At 43.0% G+C, this 20,728-nt stretch carries 13 protein-coding genes; 11 read left to right on the forward strand and 2 right to left on the reverse strand.

Translation table 11 applies throughout. The annotated features are described in order from the left end of the window. Positions 1–18 precede the first annotated feature (18 nt). The 8 genes from ACZ0NX_RS02605 (at position 19) to ACZ0NX_RS02640 (ending at position 11,579) form a co-directional block, all read left to right on the forward strand. Positions 19–1,332: a DivIVA domain-containing protein gene (locus ACZ0NX_RS02605; protein WP_060787318.1), complete on the forward strand. Its 1,314-nt coding sequence runs from the start codon at positions 19–21 to the stop codon at positions 1,330–1,332. Positions 1,333–1,380: 48 nt separating this feature from the next. Beyond that, positions 1,381–1,875, forward strand: a complete 495-nt coding sequence (locus tag ACZ0NX_RS02610; RefSeq protein WP_060787319.1) for a signal peptidase II — start codon at positions 1,381–1,383, stop codon at positions 1,873–1,875. Then, positions 1,868–2,806, forward strand: a complete 939-nt coding sequence (locus tag ACZ0NX_RS02615; RefSeq protein ID WP_464405319.1) for an RluA family pseudouridine synthase — start codon at positions 1,868–1,870, stop codon at positions 2,804–2,806. The genes ACZ0NX_RS02610 and ACZ0NX_RS02615 overlap by 8 nt, the downstream gene beginning before the upstream one ends. 52 nt (positions 2,807–2,858) lie before the next feature. Continuing rightward, the gene (gene dnaE, locus ACZ0NX_RS02620; protein WP_060787321.1) at positions 2,859–6,410 is read left to right on the forward strand and encodes a DNA polymerase III subunit alpha; all 3,552 of its coding nucleotides are present in this window, start codon (positions 2,859–2,861) and stop codon (positions 6,408–6,410) included. An 86-nt stretch (positions 6,411–6,496) separates the two neighbouring features. Beyond that, positions 6,497–7,189 carry a hypothetical protein gene (locus tag ACZ0NX_RS02625; protein WP_060787379.1) on the forward strand — a complete coding sequence of 231 codons (693 nt, stop codon included), beginning with the start codon at positions 6,497–6,499 and terminating at the stop codon, positions 7,187–7,189. A 157-nt stretch (positions 7,190–7,346) separates the two neighbouring features. Then, positions 7,347–8,684: a type I glutamate--ammonia ligase gene (gene glnA, locus ACZ0NX_RS02630; RefSeq protein WP_415689104.1), complete on the forward strand. Its 1,338-nt coding sequence runs from the start codon at positions 7,347–7,349 to the stop codon at positions 8,682–8,684. A 406-nt stretch (positions 8,685–9,090) separates the two neighbouring features. Further along, on the forward strand, positions 9,091–10,047 hold the full coding sequence (locus ACZ0NX_RS02635) for a nucleoside hydrolase (protein ID WP_032813541.1): 957 nt from the start codon (positions 9,091–9,093) through the stop codon (positions 10,045–10,047). Between the two features lie 128 nt (positions 10,048–10,175). After that, positions 10,176–11,579: an MFS transporter gene (locus ACZ0NX_RS02640; protein WP_464405322.1), complete on the forward strand. Its 1,404-nt coding sequence runs from the start codon at positions 10,176–10,178 to the stop codon at positions 11,577–11,579. Positions 11,580–11,676: 97 nt separating this feature from the next. Here ACZ0NX_RS02640 and hrpA read toward each other — a convergent pair whose 3' ends face one another. Continuing rightward, on the reverse strand, positions 11,677–15,732 hold the full coding sequence (gene hrpA, locus ACZ0NX_RS02645) for an ATP-dependent RNA helicase HrpA (protein ID WP_464405324.1): 4,056 nt from the start codon (positions 15,730–15,732) through the stop codon (positions 11,677–11,679). 48 nt (positions 15,733–15,780) lie between these two features. Next, entirely contained in the window at positions 15,781–16,482 is a 702-nt protein-coding gene (locus ACZ0NX_RS02650; protein WP_415695310.1) for a class I SAM-dependent methyltransferase, read from the reverse strand. Between the two features lie 120 nt (positions 16,483–16,602). Here ACZ0NX_RS02650 and hflX point away from each other — a divergent pair, with 120 nt between their 5' ends. From hflX to ACZ0NX_RS02665, 3 genes are all read left to right on the forward strand, one after another. Beyond that, positions 16,603–18,117, forward strand: a complete 1,515-nt coding sequence (hflX, locus tag ACZ0NX_RS02655) for a GTPase HflX (protein ID WP_415695311.1) — start codon at positions 16,603–16,605, stop codon at positions 18,115–18,117. Positions 18,118–18,248: 131 nt separating this feature from the next. Beyond that, positions 18,249–19,211, forward strand: coding sequence for an L-lactate dehydrogenase (locus ACZ0NX_RS02660; RefSeq protein ID WP_060787327.1), 963 nt, complete (start codon positions 18,249–18,251; stop codon positions 19,209–19,211). Positions 19,212–19,370: 159 nt separating this feature from the next. Beyond that, positions 19,371–20,717, forward strand: a complete 1,347-nt coding sequence (locus ACZ0NX_RS02665; RefSeq protein WP_464405326.1) for a SufS family cysteine desulfurase — start codon at positions 19,371–19,373, stop codon at positions 20,715–20,717. The last annotated feature ends 11 nt before the right edge of the window (positions 20,718–20,728 follow it).

Raw genomic sequence — 20,728 nt, forward strand, 5'->3', positions numbered from 1 at the left:
AGTGAGGTGTAATGCATTATGGCTCTGTTAACGCCTAAAGACATTCGCGAGCATACCTTCCAAATCGTTCGATTTAAGGGGGGCTATGACGTTGACGAAGTTGATGACTTTTTAGATCAGGTTACAGAAACAATCGAGGCGCTTGGTCAGCAGGCCGTGCAAGGTCTTGGAGCTTCCACGCAGTCTCTTGGCGCCGATGTTGCTAGCTTAAATAACAAGATTGCGGACTTAACAAATCAGGTTGAATCCTTAACTAAGGAGAATAATGATTTAAAGACTGCATCTAGCAACGCAAGCAAGAGTGACAACGATCTTGCTGCAAAGCTTAAGGAAGCGGAAGAAAATAACCGCGCATTGAGCGAGCAAAATCAGCAGCTTAAGGAGCAGCTGGATGGGTTGGGTGCTCAGGTTGATCAGCTTACTGCTCAGGCCGCAACTGCAGATAGCGCTAAGGCTGATGCAGACAAGAAGATTCAAGAAGAGCTTGAAAACGTTACGCGCGAACGCGACGACTTCCGTGCAAGCAGCGAAAACTTGGGCCGTGAGCTAGAAGAGGTTCGCCAGCAGCTTGTTGTAACGCAGCAAGAAAACGCTAAGGTTCAAGATCTTAGCAAGCAGCTTGAAGAATCGCATCAGCGAGAAGAACAGCTTCGCGAGCAAGTTTCTAAGATGGAACCAAGCACAGAAACTGGTAGCTTGCAGAAGATTGCAGGTGCTGGTGCAGAAGCTCAAGGCTCGGAGCCAGAACGCGCTACTGCTATGTTGACTCTTGCAATGCAGTTGCACGATCAGTACGTAGACAAGGGCAAGGCAAAGGCTCAGCAGATTGTTGAAGAAAGCCAGACCCGTTATAACGAGATAATTGCCAAGGCAGATGAATACTCTGAGCGTACTCACGGCGAAGCCGATGAGTACAATAAGCAGACTCGCGGGGATGCCGATGATTATTCGGTGCGTACTCGTAGCGATGCTGATGCTTACGCAGCTCGCGCTCACAACGAGGCAGATGCCTACTCTGGCAAGGTTCGTCAGGCTGCAGACGATTACTCTAAGCAGACTCACGATCAAGCTGATCAGTACGAAGCAGAAGTTCAGCATAGGGCTGCGGATTACGATTCTACTACTCGTACGTCTGCAGATGCATATGCTCGTCAGGTACGTGAAAATCTCGAAAAGCAAACTAAGGTTATTGAAGGCAATATTCAAAGCCTTAAGCAGTTTGAAACTGAGTATCGTACTCGCTTGACCGACTTCTTGGGTCAGCTTGTTGCTCAAGTTTCCGACGAGAACACGTATACATCTATGGAAAATCAAGATAAGCAGGATGAGTAGTATCTACTAAATCCCGTTAGATTGGAAAATACATTGACGCATAGTTATGTGCGTGTAGAACGGCTGCGTAATCGCGCAGCCGTTTTTGCACTGATTGCTTTTATTGGCGTGGTTCTAGACCGCATAACCAAAGTTTGGGCTTTAGAGGCGCTTAGCGGTGGAAAAAACATTGATATTCTTCCACACTTGCTCTCTTTTACTCTTGTTAGAAATCCTGGAGCATCTTTTGGCTTAGGTTCTTCTTTTACATGGGTTATTAGCGTATTGGCTTGTGCTGCTTGTGGTGCAATGACAGCGGTTATTAAGCATACAAAATCCTTGTATTGGACTATTGCGCTTGCTTTGGCTTTTGCTGGAGCCTTTGGAAATCTTATTGATAGAGCGCAATATGCTCAAGGCTTTTTAAACGGAAAAGTCGTAGATTTTATAAACTATGGTTGGTCCGTTGGAAATGTTGCAGATATTGAGCTTATGTTTGCAGGAATCGCAGTTATATGCCTTATTTTGATTGGGATTCCTCTTATAGAGCGCGCTGATGAGTGATATTCGCTTTACGGTTACGAGTCAATTTGCTGGCTGCAGATTTGACGTATGCTTGTCGAAGCTTGCTGGCGTATCGCGTGCAAACGCAATATCGCTAATAGAGCGCGACAAAGCAAAAATCTTAAATAGAAAGTCGCAAAAATCATCTATTTTGCAAGAATCAGATGTGATTGTTGTAAACAAAAATGAAGATTCTACTTGCGATTCTTCCAGTAATTCTCAAAGCCAGCCTTCTATATGCGATTTAGAAATCGTATATAACGATGACGATGTTGTAGTAATAAACAAGCCTGTTTCTGTGGCGTCTCACGCAGCAAAAGGGTGGAATGGGCCTACGGTTCCAGAAAGCCTAGAAGCCGCTGGCATTAAAATAAACACAACGCTTTGCGACGAATCTCGAAAGGGAATTGTAAGCAGATTAGATGTTGGAACAAGTGGCCTTATGCTTGTTTGCAAAACGGATTTTGCGTACGAAAAGATGAAGCAACAGTTTGCAAGTCATAGTGTTAAAAAAACTTATACGGCATTAGTGCAAGGAAATTTGCAGCAGAACAAGGCCACTATTGATGCTCCAATTGGAAGGTCAAAAGTATCTGATTTTAGATTTACAGTAGCAAAAGATGGCAAGCCAGCTATAACGCATTGGGATGTTTTAGAGCGCTTTGGAATAGCAACTTTAGTTAGCGTAAATCTAGAAACAGGTAGAACTCACCAAATACGAGTGCATTTTTCTTCGATTGGTCACCCGTTAGTGGCGGATCAAATGTATGGAGCAAATCCAAAACTCGCAGAAAAACTGGGGTTACAACGCCAATGGCTTCATTCAACTAAGCTAGAATTTACGCATCCTAGAACGGGAAAACTGATTAAAGTTGAATCGCAGTATCCGCCAGATTTGCAACACGCTTTGCAGGCCGTGCGGCAATTATAAAAGTAGGCGTATTTAGCAAAACAGGTCATATTGCATCTATAAAATAGCAACCATGACTAGGCCAGAAACAAACTTTGTACATTTGCACAATCACACGCATTATTCGCTTTTGGATGGTGCTTCAAAGATTCCAGACCTAGTTTCGCGCGCAAAAGAATTAGGCATGCCAGCTGTGGCAATTACGGATCATGGAAATATGCATGGCGCGTACGAGATGTGGAGTACGGCTGTAAAAGCTGGAATTAAGCCGATTATTGGAATTGAAGCATACGTTACTCCAGAAACAGCAAGACAAGATAAAAGCAAGGTTCATTGGGGAACCGAAGCACAAAGAAGCGACGATGTTTCTGGCGGTGGCTTAATTACGCATATGACAATGTGGGCCGAAAACGATGAAGGCCTAACAAATCTGCTTAAAGCGTCATCGGTTGCAAACTTAGAAGGTCGCGTAATGCGATACCCTCGAATGGATAAAGACGTACTTTCAACGTATTCTAAAGGGGTTATAGCGTCTTCTGGATGCCCGTCTGGTATTATTCAAACCCGTTTAAGATTGGGTCAGTTTAAAGAGGCTTTACGCGCTGCTGGAGAATTCCAAGATATTTTTGGGAAAGATAACTTCTTTATAGAGCTTATGAATCACGGACTTTCGATTGAAACGCGCGTAACAAAAGACTTGCTTGAGATTGCAAAAAAGATTAATGCGCCTCTTCTTGCTACAAACGACTTGCACTACGTACACGAAGAAGATCGCGAAGCTCAAGACGCAATGCTTTGCATTAATTCTGGATCTCGTTTAGACGACCCAGATAGGTTTAAGTTTGACGGTTCTGGCTACTATTTAAAGTCTGCCGAGCAAATGCGCGAGCTTTTTAAGGAATTTCCCGAAGCTTGCGATAATACGCTTGAGATTGCGCGCCGTTGCAATGTTATGTTTGATGACGGCGAAGATGGCGCTTTTATGCCGCAATTTGACTGCCCTAAGGGGTGGGATGAGACTTCGCTGTTTCTTAAAAAGGTAGAAGAAGGCTTAGAGCGTAGGTATAACAACAACGTTCCTATGGATGTTCTAAAGCAAGCAGACTACGAGTGTGGCGTTATATGCCAAATGCAGTTTTGTGGTTACTTTTTAGTTGTTGCAGACTACATAAATTGGGCAAAAGAGCACGGCGTTATGGTGGGTCCTGGCCGAGGAAGCGCTGCAGGAGCAATGGTGGCGTATGCAATGGGAATTACCGAGCTTGACCCAATGAAGCATGGCCTGATTTTTGAACGATTCTTAAACCCAGAGCGTGTGTCTTTACCAGATATTGACGTTGACTTTGACCCAGAAGGTAGAGCCAAAGTTTTGGAATACGTTGGCGAAAAATATGGAAAAGACAAAGTAGCACAATGCGTGATTTACGGCACGATTAAAACAAAGCAAGCGCTTAAAGATGCCGCTAGAATAATGGGCTACGAGTTTGCTGTTGGAGAAAAAATAACAAAGATTTTGCCGCCTCCAAAAAACGGCAAAGATATGAGTTTCCACGATATTTTTGACGAAAAGTCAAAGAGATATGCGGAGGCTCGCGAGTTTCGCGAGATGTACGATAGTGACCCAGATACAAAGCGGATTACCGAAGAAGCAAAGGGCATTGAAGGCCTGATTCGCCAAACGGGTGTGCATGCTTGTGCAACAATCATGGGTTCGGAGCCTATTACAGATACTTCGCCGCTTTTGGAGCGCACCGATGGCACGATTACCACAACATTTGAGTATCACACCTGTGAAACGCTTGGCCTTGTTAAGATGGACTTTTTGGGTCTTTCTAACTTAACGGTTATTAGAGATACGCTTAAAAACGTTGAAAACAATGGAAAAGAGCCTATTGATTACACTAAAATTCCGCTTGACGATAAAGAAACATATCAGCTTCTTGCAAGAGGAGACACTTTAGGCGTTTTTCAGCTTGATTCCGACGGCATGCGTGCTCTTCTGCGTACTTTAAAGCCAGATAATTTTAACGATATTTCGGCTTTGATTGCGCTTTACAGACCAGGCCCTATGGATATGGATTCGCACACCAACTACGCTAAGCGTAAGAACGGTTTGCAAGAGATTACGCCTATTCATCCAGAGGTTGCGGAGCCGCTAAAAGATGTTCTTGGCGAAACATATGGTTTGATCGTGTACCAAGAGCAGGTGCAGTCTGCTGCGCGTATTCTAGCTGGATACAGCCTTGGTAAAGCAGATGTTCTGCGTCGAGCTATGGGCAAAAAGAAGCCAGAAGTGTTGGCTAAAGAGAAAATCCCGTTCTTTAAAGGCATGGAAGAACATGGTTATTCTAAAGATGCAGCTCAAGCAGTTTGGGATGTTTTAGTTCCATTCTCTGGATACGCGTTTAACAAGGCGCACTCTGCTGCATACGGCTTAATTTCTTATTGGACCGCCTACTTAAAAACGCATTATCCTGTAGAGTTTATGGCTGCTTTGCTTCAAAATGAGCGTACAAATAAAGATAAGACCGCGCTTTATTTGGGTGAGGCAAGGCGCATGGGTATTCGCGTTTTGCAACCAGATATTAACGAGTCTGTTCTTGAATATTCTGCAGTTGGAGACGTTGTACGCTTTGGTCTTGGAGCTGTACGAAATGTTGGAGATAAGGCGGTTAACGATATTATTGCCGAGCGCAATAGCGAGCGTGGAAAGTTTATTGACTTTAAAGATTTTGTAAATCGCGTATCGTTTGAATCGTTAAATCGCAGACTTGTTGAATCGCTTATTAAATCTGGAGCTTTTGACTCAATTAGCCCTTGTAGGCGAGCCATTTTCGAAGTTTGCGGCCCGTTAATCGACTCTGTTTCTTCTATTAAACGAAAGCAGGCTGGCGGTCAGTTTGATCTTTTTGCCGATTTAGACGATTCAAATAATGACCTTGGAGATGCTCAAATCAACATTCCAGATGTTGAAGAGTGGGATAAAAAAACGAAGCTAAACTTTGAGCGAGAAATGCTTGGACTTTATGTTTCGGATCACCCGCTTAGTGGACTTTCTGCCGTTTTGGCTGGTCTTAGGGAAATGTCTATTGCGCAGCTTTTAAATCGCGCTAAGCAGATTGGCGAAAATCAGCCAGTAACTCTTGCAGGACTTGTTACTAGCGTTGATAGGCGAGTTTCTAAAAAGGGCAATGCTTGGGCAATAGTAACCATTGAAGACATGGAAAGTTCCATACAATGCATGTTCTTTGGCAAGGTTTATGAGTCTTCTGCTGCAGATCTTGCTATTGATCAAGTTGTGCGAATTAGAGGTTTGGTAGAAGTTAGGGATGAAACTGTTTCTTTAAGAGCCACTGAGTTTGAAGTTCCAAACCTAGAAGCTCAAGATGCTCAGCCTGTTACTATTGTTTTGCCAGTTCAAGCGCTAGAAAAGTCGCGTATTAAGGAGCTTGAAAACATTGTTACAAGGCATCCTGGATGTTGCGAGGTAAATCTTGCATTGATTGATTCTAAGGGTTGTGCAAAAGTCTTATCTTTTGGAGATAGATTTAGAGTTAAGCGAGATACATCGCTTTTTGCAGAGCTAAAAATATTGTTTGGACCAGCTTGCTTGCCGAGCGCGTAAATTATTCTTAGAGTAATCTAAAGTGATTTTTAAGCGTTTTAAGAAGTAGTTTAAGCAGCGGCTTTTTGCGTTAGAAAGTGAAAGATATGTGTAAAGATAACAATGATTTGAATAAAAATATCAACGGCAATAGTAGCAACAACAAAAATGTTGACAATAATGGCGTTGATTCTAATGATTCTGCTCAGGTTCGCACGTCTTTTACCGATAAAGAGCTTGAAGACGCATTGCTTGGATTTGAAAAAGAGTTTAGCGAAGAGCAAAATCGCGATTCAATCGATGATGCTGTTAAAAAGATTGAGCAAGCAAGCTTTGAAGAAGATTTAGAAGGTTTGCTTGGAAAAAAGGCAAAGTGTGCGCTATTTTTAACGGTTGTAGAGCCGGGGGAGCTTCTTGCTGCTTTTTGTAAGATGGCTGGAATTAATGCTGATTGCTTTAGCGACGAAAATGGGGGAGTCGCAGTTTTACGTGATTTAGACGAAGATAATCCAGAAAAATCAGTTAAAAAATTTACCGATTATTTTCGAGGAATGCCAGCTGTGCTAATGGTAAATCGTGCTAATAAGATTGATGCAAAAGTTTATGAATATGAGCAAGACGTTCTAGATGTTGTTCCGCCTATGATTCTTGCAATGTCTGCCAGATGCGTTGAAGATCTTATGGTTTGCTATTCAAGCGTTAAAGACCTTAAAGAATCTGGGATTGAAGTTACAAGCACAGATGATTTAAGTGAAGATAAAGCTAAAGAGATTTTTTATAAATACGGCAAAAAAATGTGAGCAAGTTGTAATAAATTGCTAAATTAAAAATAAGTAAATTCATTGCGATATTGCTAAATAAAAGCAAAAAATAATGGATAATATAAATAATATAATCATTGCATTTTGCTTAAAATGCTAAAAAGTATAATCCTTAAGTATTGATTGGATTGTAGATATGGATAGACAGCAAGAGTTCGCTTTGCGTACGGTTGAAGAGCGTGATGTTCGTTTTATTCGACTATGGTTCACGGATGTTCTTGGAACTCTTAAATCGGTTGCAATTGCTCCAGCAGAGTTGGAGGCGGCTTTCGAAGAGGGAATTGGCTTTGATGGCTCTGCAATTGAAGGCATGACTCGAGTTTTAGAAGACGATATGATTGTTAAGCCAGACCCTTCTACATTCCAGATTTTGCCATGGCATGGAGGCCCAGAAGGCACGGCACGCATGTTTTGTGACGTTTTAACTCCAGACGGAGAGCCGTCTCTTGGAGACCCTCGTCACGTTCTTAAAACTGCGCTTGCAAAAGCTAAAGATAAGGGCTTTACTTTTTACGTTCATCCAGAAATTGAGTTTTATCTTTTTGAAGCACAAGATGATTGGTCTAAGGCTCCAGTGCCTATTGACGAAGGTGGCTATTTTGACCACGTTCCTAGAAGCTCGGCAATGGACTTTCGTCGCAGCGCTGTGAGCATGCTTGAGCAAATGGGAATTTCCGTAGAATATTCTCACCACGAAGGCGGCCCAGGTCAAAACGAGATTGATTTGCGCTATGCGGATGCTCTTACTACTGCAGATAACATTATGACTTTCCGCACTGTAGTTAAGGAAATTTCGCTTGAGCGCGGAATGTATGCAAGCTTTATGCCTAAGCCGCTAACCGACCAGCCTGGTTCTGGTATGCACACTCATTTGAGTCTTTTTGAAGGCGATTCCAACGCTTTCTACGAAGCTGGGCAAGAGTTTAACATGTCGCTTATTGCTCGCCAATTTGCTGCAGGTATTTTGCATCATGCTGCAGAAATTTGTGCAGTAACAGATCAGTATGTTAATTCTTATAAGAGACTGTGGGGAGGCGCGGAGGCTCCTAGCTATGTTTGCTGGGGTCATAGCAACCGTTCTGCACTTTTGCGCGTTCCGCAATACAAGCCAGGCAAGGGTAATTCTTGCCGCATGGAGTTCCGTGCGTTGGACCCAGTTGCTAATCCTTATCTTGCTTACTCTGTGCTTTTGGCTGCTGGTTTAGATGGCATTGAAAAGCAGATGACTTTGTGCGATCCTACAAGCGATGATGTTTGGGAGCTTACGGATGCTGAGCGCCAGGCTATGGGTATTCAGCCTCTTCCAGAATCTTTGGACGAAGCTTTGAAGATTATGGAAAAGTCTGATTTTGTGGCTAGCGTTCTAGGCGAGCATGCCTTTGAGTATTTCTTGCGCAACAAGCATCAGGAGTGGGAGGAATACCGCAGGCAGGTTACACCTTACGAGCTAGAAAAGTATTTGCCTCGGCTTTAGTTTCGCATCTTTTGCAAAATGCGCGATATGCTGTTTGTGGCGTGTCGCGCATTTTATTTTATGTATTTCTTTGATTATTTTTTAACATTTTTTGCAAGATTTTTTCGATTTGTTATATTTGAATGTTTATGTTTGAATATGACTTTTTAAACATAATCTAAATGTTTGTTTATTTAACTTAACATTTGTTGATTATTAGAACATTTTGCAACAAAAATCGCAAATTATTGCAAAATAAAACAACAATTATGTGTAGGAAATTAATCAATTGTAATGTTGATTTTCAAAATTATGAGAATAAAATTTTTGAATGGTTACATTTGAATAATATCAAAGATATTCGTGCAACTCATGATTTACAACAGACGTAAATCATGCCTAACACACACAAAGGAAGGTAACTCAAGTGAAGAAGCTTATTCTTGATCTTGATACTGGTGTTGACGATACTCTTGCTATATCTTATGCTCTTGGAAGCCCCGAGATGGAGTTGATTGGCATAACTGGCACGTATGGCAATGTTTTAATGGAGCAAGGTGTTCGTAACGCGCTTGCAATCACAGACTTGCTTGGTCACCCAGAGGTAAAAGTTTATAAGGGACTTTCGCACGCAAGCAAAAAAGATTCTTTTGAAGTTCTTCCAATTTCTGCATTTATTCACGGAGATAACGGAATTGGCGATGTTGAGATTCCAGATTCTGCGCGCAAAGCAGAAGATGAATCAGCTGTTGATTTTATTATCGATTCTGTAAAGAAATATGGCAAGGACTTGGTGTATGTTCCAACAGGACCAATGACAAATATTGCTGCTGCGTTGAAGAAAGCTCCAGAAATCAAGGACGAAATCGGAAAGATTGTTCTTATGGGCGGAGCGCTTACCATTCATGGAAACGTAAACGCTTGGACCGAAGCGAATATATCTCAAGACCCAGATGCTGCAGATGTACTATTCCGCTCTGGTGCTCCAGTAACAATGATTGGTTTGGATGTTACTTTACAGACTTTGCTTACCTACAAGGAGACAAAGCAATGGCGTGATCTTGGCACCAAGGCTGGCAAGTTCCTTGCAGATATGACCGATTTTTACATTAAGGCATATGAGACAACAGCTCCACATCTTGGTGGATGCGGTCTTCACGACCCTCTTGCTGTTGCTGTAGCTGTGGACCCAACGCTTGTTACAACGCTGCCAATCAATATGCAGGTAGATGTTGAAGGCCCAACTCGTGGACGCACTATTGGAGACGTTACGCGCTTGAATGACCCTGTTAAGACCATGCAAGTTGCTGTTGGCGTTGATGTTCCACGATTCTTGAACGAGTTTATGACTCGTATTTCTGGCTTGGCAAAAATCGCAGGCTGAGTGCAGATTTTTACGCGTTTTAACTCCGCTTTTTGTTGCTCTGCGCGTCGTAAATCGCAACATTTTCCGCAATATACGACGTGTCTTAGCCAATCTAAAAACTAAAAATATTAATTGATTGGATTATTATGACTGAAATTGAAAAGTCCACAGCGTTAGATCCATACGAGGATCCAAAAACGCGTGATAAAGTGGCAATTTATTCGCTTATTTTGCTTTTGATTACATTTATTCTGGGAACTCTATGCCTTCAGGGTTTTAATTTGGTATTTGACCAGATTGGTAAAGCTGTTGGCGCTCCAAATCAGGCTTCGCTTATTACAAGCTTGCCGATTATTGTTTTAGGTATTGTTTGCTTTATTTACGGCTCTTTAGGTGATTTTGTTTCGCTTCGTAGGCTTATAACAATCGGCCTTGTAACACTGTTTGTTGGATCCCTATTTGGCTTTATTGCAAACTTCTTCTTTACTCCAAACTTGTGGACTGTTATTATTGCGCGTATTTTGCAAACCGCTGGCGAGCAGGTTGCAGGTTCTTCATTCCTTGTTATTGCAACTAAGTATTTGCGCAACGATTTAAAGGTTATTTTCTTTGGACTCTTTACTGCAGCTTACCAGCTTTCTGCATCCATTGGCGTTTTTGCTGCTGGTGCTCTTAGCTCTATTGCTTGGCAGTATTTGTTCTTAATTCCTGCAATCACCATTTTGTTCTTGCCGGTTCTTGTTAAGTGCTTGCCTACAAAAAATGGTATTGGTGGAAAGATTGATAAGCTTGGCTTTACCGTGTTTGGCGTTGCCGTTGCATTGCTAACTTTGTTCTTCTCTTACAAGGCTTGGGGCTTGCTGCTTGGTTCCATCGTTCTGTTTATTGTGTTTGCTGTGTACATTGTAAAGGCAAAGAACCCGTTTGTAACGCCTGCGTTCTTTAAGAATAAGCGTTGGCTTTCGGGTATTATTTTGATCTTTATATTCTACTTTACTAACTACTGCATGCCTCCAATCTACAATGTTATTGGTGGAGCTTTGTACCATATGAGCACTGAGGCAGTTTCTTCCTACCTTGTGTGGGCATTTGTTGTTGCCGCTGTGATTGGAACCTGCTCTGGAACAATTATCGGTTTCATTGGGCGTAAAGCTGGCATTATTACAGCTGCCATTCTTATGATTCTTGGATGGGTTGGAGCTGCTGTATTCATTAATTGCGGATTCCTTGTTCTAACCTTGTGCGCATGCATCTACTACGCTGGTTGCGGACTTATGTATTCGCCAATAGTTTCAACGGTTCTTAGCGCATTGCCTGTTGAAGAATCGGGTCGTGGCTGCGGTATGAACGATTTGGTTATGAACGTAACCGCATCAATCGGTATCTCTATTTTCAGCGGTTTCTTTGGAGGCAATCTGTTTAAGGGATTCTCGTTTGCAAACATTAGTGGATTAGCAGCTGGATATTCCAACCTTATTATGATGGGTGCAGTTGTTGCATTTATTGGACTAGTGGTTTACCTAGTTCGTAGCGTAATGGTTAAGGAATAATTGCTGTTTTGCTAGTGGCCATTAACCAGTAGTCGTGTTTTGCGGCTCGGTTAGTGGCCATTTTTGTATTGTTTTGTATTGTTTTGCTTGTGTGCTATCAAATTTTTTTCATGCGTTGAATGCTAATTGGGTATGCGGTTCCAAGCTCTTGTGCCCAAAGAGAAACATAAAATTCTTCGCACATCCACTTTAGTTTTTGCGCTTTTTCTTGAGCTTCGTCTCTATTTGGACCTGCAGGCAAGCTGCAAGCCGTTTTTTGAGCTTCTATTACAATTTGATGAGCCTCGCTTGCTTGCCAAGCCCATTGAACATCTCTGTTTTTATCTACTTTAGCTTTATTGAGTCGAATCAAATCCGCGTGTAAATAGCGGTCGATTGAACTAAGTGCATTAGAATCTGCATTCGCAATAAAACCAGTGAAAACAAGCGAAGATGCGTGTTCTCTAATTGATTGAAGAACGCTTAGCATAGGCAAATCGGCTCTGCCGCTAACGGCGGATTCAACTTGAGCATATCGTTTTAAAATAGCAATCACACTGTGTGCAATGCTATAAACTGTATCTTCGTAAACTTCGGCAACGTTTGCCACAGCTTCTTTAAGCTCAACGTCATTAGTTATCTTGCTAGTATCTGGTATAAGGCGCTTAACGGCAGCCATTTGCAAATCTTGAGCCAAATCTTTAGAAGACTTATAAGGTGCAGATGCAAGTATTAGAGCTTCGGATCCTAGCCATCTAGATGTAATTCGCTTATCGTCTAACTTAAGCATATTAAGAGCGCCCTGCCAAACCATTTGGCACCTAGAAATATTAGTTGCACCCGACTTGTGTAATAAATCAGCGCGTTCAACAACATTTCCAGCCGCTGCAGCTTTAACTGCTTTACGGTTAACAACACTTAGCGCACAGTCTTGTGCATCTTTAGCGAAGCGTTTTTGTAGGTTTTCTAGCGACTTATCTGTTCCTAAAACAGTAGGCTTGATTCTTTTGTGGTTTTGCTTATTGGCATTGTTTGGATTAGTTTTCTTTTGCTCAACACTAAAAGTTACTCGCAGATAAGGCGATAATCGCTGCAGCTGTTCTTCGCTTAAAACCTGCGGATGGATTTGTGCTCCAACAACGCTAATCGCAGCTTTAGTAAAGACTTCGCTAAAGTCTTGCCAGTTAAAGTCTTCTTGCGGATTTTCGCTTATTCCCGGAAGAAAATCGTAGTTTTCGTCAATCCACTCACGTATTTTTTGCGCGGTATCTGGAGCAGGAACAAATTGCACACGTAAAGTTTTAGGGAGCGACTTAATCATGCCAATAATAAGCTCGTCTAATAATCCTGGAACGTTCCACGTAAACTCTTGCGGCTTTAATCGCAAAAGCGTATGTAGCGGAACATGCACAGTTACGCCGTCTAAAGGATTATTTGGATCGTAAATGTAGCTTAAACGCAAATTAATTTTCTGGCCGTCTGTTCCAATCGTATGCCAAGTATCTGGGTAGTCTGCTAAATCAGTGTCATTTGTATATTGCAGGCGCTCAACAGAATCTGCGTTAAAATCAAGAAAATGCGGGTCTTTAAGCCGGTAATTTTTCCACCATTTAGCCAAATCTGCAATAGTGGTAGCTTCTTGAGGCAGTTTATTATCGTAGAAAGTAAATAAATCCTCGTCGTTTACGGTTTCGCTTGCCTGCCTAGTGCGGTTTGTTTGATTGTCGGCATCGTCTAAAACGTTAATATTTGAGGAGATAAAATCGTTGTATGGAAAACGCTGTTGAACGTTTCCTTCTACAAGACCTTGGCGAATCATAATAATACGAGATTCATAAGGGTTGATTTTAGACCACTGAACAGTGCGATTTTGCACAATTGGCAGGCCGTACAAAAGAACCTTCGATTGGGCGATTGCACAGCCTTTGCTTGCGCTCCAATGAGCATCTGAATAGTTTACGCGAGTAAGATTCTTGGCCAAAGGCTCTGCCCAAGCTGGGTCGATTTGCGCGCAATATCTAGCCCAAAGCCTAGAAGTTTCAACCAGCTGCGCGCACATAATCCAAGAAGGTGTGGATTTAGAAACAGCGGAAGCGGGGAAAATCGCAAATCGTGTGCTTCTAGCGCCTTGATAATCGTTTTTTGCCATTTTTTGAGCGCGTTTAATTGCGCGAATCTTGGCTGTTCCGCGAAGACCTGCAAAATCCGAAGCCTTTGGCTCGCGAATAACTTGCATGCCAATCATAGAAAGCAAGCCCGAAAGCATAGAAGAATGGATTCCCTGGTAATCCCAAGTGCAGCAAAGGCTATGAGCCGCCTGCTGATTGTTTGGCAATTGGCGGATTTCTAGTGGCGCGCGTTTAACAGGCAGCGGTTCGCCAACGTTATAATTAAGCTCTTTGCATAAATCTTTAAGCTGATTAACTAAATCTTTCCACTGTTTTAGGCGTAAAAAGTGGAAAAATTCCGATTTGCAAAGTCGCCTGAGGGCGTTGTTGCTGATTTCGCCGTCTGCCTGGAATATGCAATCCCAAATATTTAAAGCGGTTAAAAAGTCGCTTAACTCGTCTGAGTATCGATTGTGGAGCCTATCTGCTTCTTCTCGGTTGTCTTCTGGGCGCTCGCGTGGGTCTTGTAAGCTCAAAAATGCAACAATAACAAGAATTGCAGCCAAAGTATTTGGTGTAGTATTGCGTGCGGCCTCAATAATCATGCGTCCAAGGCGAATGTCGATTGGAATACGGCTAAGCTCGCGTCCAATACGAGTTAGGCTTATAACTCCAGATTTTCGCGTAATTGCGCCAAGTTCGCTAAGTTCGTTAAAACCGTCGCTAACAGCCTTAATGTCTGGAGGGTCAATAAAACCAAAGTTTGTTATGTCTTCGCCAGTTTTAGCAACTCCAACAGAAAGCATGTGTAAAATAACTGATCCCAGTGAAGTGCGAAGAATCTCTGGGTCGGTAAAGCGAGGGCGAGTCTCGTAATCTTCCCTAGAATACAGGCGAATTGCAATGCCGTCTGCGATTCGCCCACAACGACCAGAGCGCTGATCTGCGCTTGCTTGAGAAATAGGTTCTATAGGAAGGCGCTGAACCTTGGCAGACTTGGAATAGCGCGAAATTCTGGCAAAACCAGGGTCCACAACGTAGCGAATTCCAGGAACCGTAAGAGAAGTTTCTGCAACATTAGTGGCGATTACAATGCGCTGATGCGTGTGATGTTCAAAAACGCGATGCTGGTCTTTAGAAGAAAGACGTGCAAAAAGCGGAACAATCTCAATGGCGTCACTGCGACTCATGTTGCTTGCACGCGCGCCAAAATAGGAGCGCAATGCGGATTCAAACTCGCGAATATCGCGCTCGCCAGAAGCAAAAACCATAATATCTCGCGCGCCTTGAGTATGGCTGGAATGAATCACAAGCTGAGCGCATGCGCGAGTTACAGCCGAAGCAATGTCTTCGTCGCAAATATCGCCGCTTTCCGAAAGATTTTGGCTTTGTGCCACGCTTTCATCATCCATAGAAATATCGGCAAAACCTGGAACGTGCTTCATAAGTGAAGGTGCGCTTCCAAGAGGCTCGTAAAGTATTCGCACGGGGTATGTTCGCCCAGAAACTTCTATAACAGGAACTTTAATATGCAAAGCTTGTTCAAAATGGTCTTTAAACTTTGCGGAGTCAATTGTTGCAGAAGTAATAATTAGCTTTAAGTCTTTGCGCTTTGGCAAAAGGGTTGTTAAATATCCAAGCAAAAAATCAATGTTTAGGCTGCGTTCGTGAGCTTCGTCAATAATAATCGTGTCGTATCTAGTAAGAAGTGGATCGCGCTGAATTTGTGCAAGTAGAATACCGTCTGTAACAATGCGAAGTTTTGTTTTAGATGAGCTTTCGTCGTTAAAACGCACCTGGTAGCCGATTTCTTCGCCAAGCTTAACGCCCATTTCGCTTGCGATTCTCTCGGCAACTGTGCGTGCAGCAAGTCGGCGAGGCTGAGTGTGAACAATCTGTTTTCCACGCCCTCCTCTTCCAAGCTCCAAAGCCATTTTTGGTATTTGAGTAGTTTTTCCAGAACCAGTTTGACCAGATACGATTACAACTTGCGACTCTTTAATAGCCTCAATAATCTGATTGTGGGCAGCGCTTATTGGCAGCTCACTAGGGTAGTCAAAGTTCATGGTTCAATCCTGCTAAATCCTGCTAAATCCTGCTAAATCCTTATAAATCTATTTTCTTAAGACTTCTATAATTCTGTATCCTTTAGAACTTGCGTATTTTTCCACGCTAAAATCTTCCCCAAGATTTTTAGAAAGCCAAGGGATTAGCGAGTCGGAACCAAGATTTTTTTGAACAACCAAATACGCAGCTCCTCCAACTTTTAAGCGAGGAAGCCAGGTGAGCAAAATATTGTGCAAAACATCTTTTCCAACGCGAATTGGCGGATTAGACCAAATAAGATCAATGTTTTTAGATGAATCTTCTTTTAACGCATCTTCTACAAGATAGGTGTGAATGTTGTTTAATCCAGCATTTTTAGCATTTAACTTAGTAAGTTCCAATGCGCGTTCGTTAACGTCTACAGAATAAATTTGTGCATTAGGGGATTCAAATCCTAGAGCCAAGCTAATTGCACCCCAGCCGCAGCCAATGTCGAAGAAACGCCCATTTTCTGGGGGTTGTGGCGCGTGTTTAAGCAAAACTGCGGTTCCTAAATCTAGTCTAGAAGCGCTAAACACGCCGTTAGACACCTGTACGTCAAAATTGCGCCCGCGCAAATCAACGTGCAAAGTTCGTCTTGAGTCTAAAGAATTTGGGTTAGCAGAAAAATACTGTTCTCCGCCAGTCTTAGCTTTTTTAGCGATTTTATTTGTTTTAGGAGCTTTGTTATTACTCGTATTTTGGGTTTTGTTGTAAGTGTTAATGGCCATTTTGTTGTTGATTTAAAAATTATGTCTTCTAGAATCACAATAATAAAACAAACGTTGTAAATCGTATATTAACAACGTATTTAGCGTGACGGTTAAAACAAAACAGCAAAGGGCGTAAATTTGGTAGACACTCTAGAAAACAGTGATTTAGCAAGTGGTTTTAATATGCCTGAGCATAAAGATGAGCATAACAACGTTCTTTCAGGACATTCCGAAGTACTACTAGACACTGCAAATGCTGATTTAAGTGCGCAAATACACGATGAGGCTTGGCAAGAGCGCGAATCAAGAAATGCGCTAAAACGAGTTGCGGGTCTTGGCGAGCTGCAAGATGTAACAGAGGTTGAATACAGAAAGCTAAGGCTGGAACGCGTTGTTTTAGTAGGCGTATGGTCTAGCGCTCGCGGAACTTTAAGCCAGGCAGAAGAATCTCTTAGAGAATTGGCGGCGCTTGCAAAAACAGCTGGAGCTGTAGTGTGTGACGGCATGTTGCAGCAAAGATACAGACCAGATGCAGCAACGTATGTTGGTTCTGGAAAAGCGCGTGAACTTGCAGCTGTTGTGGCGCAAAATGATGCGGATACTATTGTTGTAGATGACGATCTTCCACCAAGCCAGAGAAGAGCTTTAGAAGACGCCACTAAAGTCAAAGTTGTAGACAGAACGGCTGTTATTCTAGACATTTTTGCTCAGCATGCAACAAGCAGGGAAGGAAAGGCGCAAGTCGAGCTTGCTCAGCTTCAATACATGCTTCCGCGACTTAGAGGTTGGGGTGCTGCTCTTTCTAGGCAGGCTGGAGGTCGCGCTGCTGGAGACGCTGGAATCGGCTCTAGAGGTCCAGGTGAGACAAAAATCGAGATGGATAGGCGCGCAATTAGGAATCGAATTTCAAAATTGCGTCACGACATTGCGCTAATGGCACCAACTCGCGAAACAAAACGTGGATCTAGGCGTCGTCAAGATATTCCAACCGTTGCAGTAGTGGGGTATACAAACGCTGGAAAATCTTCGATTATAAATAGACTTACTGGCTCTAAGGAGCTTGTAGAAAACGCGCTTTTTGCCACTTTGGATACTGCTGTTCGAAAGTCTTTAACTAAAGATGGGCGCACGTACACGCTTGTAGACACGGTCGGTTTTGTGCGAAGGCTGCCAACTCAGCTTGTAGAAGCGTTTAAGTCAACTTTGGAAGAGGTTGGACAGGCAGACGTTATTTTGCACGTTGTTGACGGTTCTCACCCAGACCCAGTATCTCAGATTGAAGCAGTAAACGAGGTTTTGGCTCAGATTGATGGTGTAGAAGACATTGCGCAGATTATTGCGTTTAATAAGTCGGACGTTATGCAAGAGCCAATGCGTTTGCGTTTGCAATCTTTGTACCCCGATTCTTTAATTGTGTCTGCTGCAAGTGGCGAAAATATTGAGCGACTAAAAACGCGTATGGAAAATTTGTTACCTTCCCCACATGTTCACGTTAAAGTCACTCTTCCTTACAGCGATTATTCGGGATCTCTGCTATCTAAAGTTAGGGAAAATGGCATTGTAAATTCGGCGGAATACAAGGATTCTGGAGTGTATTTAGATGCTCTTGTTAACGATTCTTTAGCGGCAAAACTTATGCAAATTGCGGTTTAAGCAAAATTCCGTAGGTGTGATTAAAGTAAAAGCTGTTCATGCATATATCTCTATTGTGAGAGCAGCCCTTATATTTTGAGTTATTTATTTAGCTAGAGGGTTGACTCTGTTTTTGGAAAAGGGGTTTTCTAATGGTGAATTCTCAGGTTAAGCCAACAAAGCTTGCGATTATTGGTGCTGGTGCAGTAGGTTCTACGCTTGCGTTTGCTGCTGCTCAGCGCGGTGTTGCTCGTGAAATTGTGCTTGAGGATATCGCTAAGGAACGTGTTGAGGCAGAAGTTCTAGACATGCAGCACGGTTCCAGCTTCTATCCAGCTGTTTCTATTGCTGGTTCCGACGACGTTGAAATCTGCCGCGATGCGGATATGGTTGTTATTACTGCTGGCGCTCGTCAAAAGCCTGGCCAGACTCGTTTGGAGCTTGCAGGCGCAACTATCAACATTATGAAGTCGATTATTCCTAACGTTGTTAAGGTTGCTCCAAATGCAATTTACATGCTGATTACAAATCCTGTTGACGTTGTTACGCATGTTTCTATGAAGCTTTCTGGTCTTCCTGCTAATCAAATGTTTGGATCGGGTACAAACCTTGATTCTGCACGTTTGCGCTTCCTTATTGCTCAGCACACGGGTGTAAATGTTAAGAACGTTCACGCCTATATTGCTGGCGAACATGGCGATTCCGAAGTTCCACTTTGGGCTTCTGCAACTATTGGTGGCGTTCCAATGTGCGAATGGAATGCTCTTCCAGGCCACGAGCCATTGGACGAGGCTAAGCGCGAAGAAATCCATCAAGAAGTTAAGAACGCAGCTTACAAGATTATTAACGGTAAAGGCGCTACAAACTACGCTATTGCAATGTCTGGTGTAGATATTGTTGAGGCTGTTCTTCGCGACACCAACCGCATTTTGCCAGTGTCTTCTTTGCTTGACGACTTCCATGGAATCTCGGACGTTTGCATGTCGGTTCCAACTTTGTTGAACCGCAATGGTGTTAACTCTCGTCTAAACACTCCAGTTTCGGATCGTGAGCTTGCTGCTTTGAAGCGTTCTGCAGAGACTCTTCGTCAGGCTGCAGCGCAATTTGGATTCTAATATTAGCTTTATGCTTTATGTTTTATGCTTTTAGGCTTTTATGCTTGGCTGTTCGTAAAGCGCTAATTATTAAGATTTAAGTCTTGAAAGTCGCTCCTTCAATCTTTGTTTTGGGGGAGCGGCTTTTAAGTTATAAATTTGCTTAAAAGGGGATTTTGAATGTTTAATCATAAAAATCTTAAAACAGATAATGCGTTAATGTGCGATTTTGAAGATTTGCGCTATCAGTTTCCCATTTTAAGCCGCAAAGTACATTCAAAACCCTTGATTTACTTGGATTCTGCAGCAACTTCTCAAAAGCCGCAAGTTGTGATTAACGCCGAAAGCGAGTTTTATAAAACGATTAATGCTGGCGTGCATAGAGGAGCGCACGAGTTGGCAGCGCTTAGCACAGTTGCTTTTGAAGAAGCGCGTGCAAAAGTTGCAAAGCTGGTTGGTGCTTGTAGCAAAGAAGGCAGCGAAGAGATTGTTGTTACGCCTGGCGCTACAGGAGCGCTTAATCTTCTTGCCACTTCTATTGGAAACGCAACGATTAACGCTAGGCTAAATCGCCCTGGTTTTACGGAAGATAACTTAACTTTGAGTCATAATTTTGTGATTAATAAGGGAGACAATATTGTTGTTTCTAGGGCAGATCATCATTCCGCTTTATTGCCATTCCAAGAGCTTGCGATTCGCTCAGGCGCGGAGCTTCGCTGGATTGATGTAACTGAAGATGGCCGCGTGCGAGCGGACGCGGATTATCTAAGCACTGTTATTGATGAGCGCACTAGAATCGTTGCTGTTACGCATATTAGCAACGTTACGGGCGCAATCACAGATGTTTCGCCAATTTGCAAGCGTGCGCACCAAGTTGGGGCAATTTTTGTTCTTGACGCTTGCCAGTCTGTTCCGCATATTCCAGTTGATTTTCACGCTCTAGACGTTGATTTTGCAGCGTTTAGTGCGCATAAAATGTACGGTCCTACGGGTGTTGGATTCTTGTATGGCCGCCGCAATCTTTTAGATGCACTTCCGCCAGCCAATTTTGGAGGATCTATGGTGGAGCTTGCATGGCTTAACAAGCCGGCACAATACATGGATGCGCCTTACCGTTTTGAGGCAGGAACTCAGCCGGTTGCACAAATGGTTGCGGCAGGAGTTGCTGCGGATTGGCTGCGCGAGTTAAATATGGAAAAAGTTGCAGAACACGAGAAGTGCATTGCAGCTAAATTACTGGAATTACAAGATATTCCAGGCGTTCGCATTCTTGGACCGCTTGATTTAAACAATCGCATTGGCACAGTTTCTTTTGAAGTTGAAGGCGTGCATCCGCACGACGTTGGCCAGTTTTTGGATGCGCAAGGAATCGCGATTCGCGTTGGGCATCATTGCGCTCAGCCGATTCATCGCCATTTTGGCGTGTATGCTTCCAATCGCGCATCTGTTGGTGTTTATAACACAATCGAAGAAGCTAGCGTGCTTGTGGAAGCCGTTTCCCGCGTTCGCGCATATTTTGCCGCATAGTCGTAATATTT

Source organism: Gardnerella rara (genome assembly GCF_055452355.1).

Excerpts from the sequence above, each read along its gene's own strand:
- hrpA (WP_464405324.1), bottom strand. The coding sequence starts at position 15,732 with ATGAACTTTGACTACCCTAGTGAGCTGCCAATAAGCGCTGCCCACAAT.
- ACZ0NX_RS02615 (WP_464405319.1), top strand. The coding sequence starts at position 1,868 with ATGAGTGATATTCGCTTTACGGTTACGAGTCAATTTGCTGGCTGCAGA.
- ACZ0NX_RS02660 (WP_060787327.1), top strand. The coding sequence starts at position 18,249 with ATGGTGAATTCTCAGGTTAAGCCAACAAAGCTTGCGATTATTGGTGCT.
- ACZ0NX_RS02650 (WP_415695310.1), bottom strand. The coding sequence starts at position 16,482 with ATGGCCATTAACACTTACAACAAAACCCAAAATACGAGTAATAACAAA.
- ACZ0NX_RS02605 (WP_060787318.1), top strand. The coding sequence starts at position 19 with ATGGCTCTGTTAACGCCTAAAGACATTCGCGAGCATACCTTCCAAATC.
- dnaE (WP_060787321.1), top strand. The coding sequence starts at position 2,859 with ATGACTAGGCCAGAAACAAACTTTGTACATTTGCACAATCACACGCAT.
- glnA (WP_415689104.1), top strand. The coding sequence starts at position 7,347 with ATGGATAGACAGCAAGAGTTCGCTTTGCGTACGGTTGAAGAGCGTGAT.
- ACZ0NX_RS02665 (WP_464405326.1), top strand. The coding sequence starts at position 19,371 with ATGTTTAATCATAAAAATCTTAAAACAGATAATGCGTTAATGTGCGAT.
- ACZ0NX_RS02640 (WP_464405322.1), top strand. The coding sequence starts at position 10,176 with ATGACTGAAATTGAAAAGTCCACAGCGTTAGATCCATACGAGGATCCA.
- ACZ0NX_RS02625 (WP_060787379.1), top strand. The coding sequence starts at position 6,497 with ATGTGTAAAGATAACAATGATTTGAATAAAAATATCAACGGCAATAGT.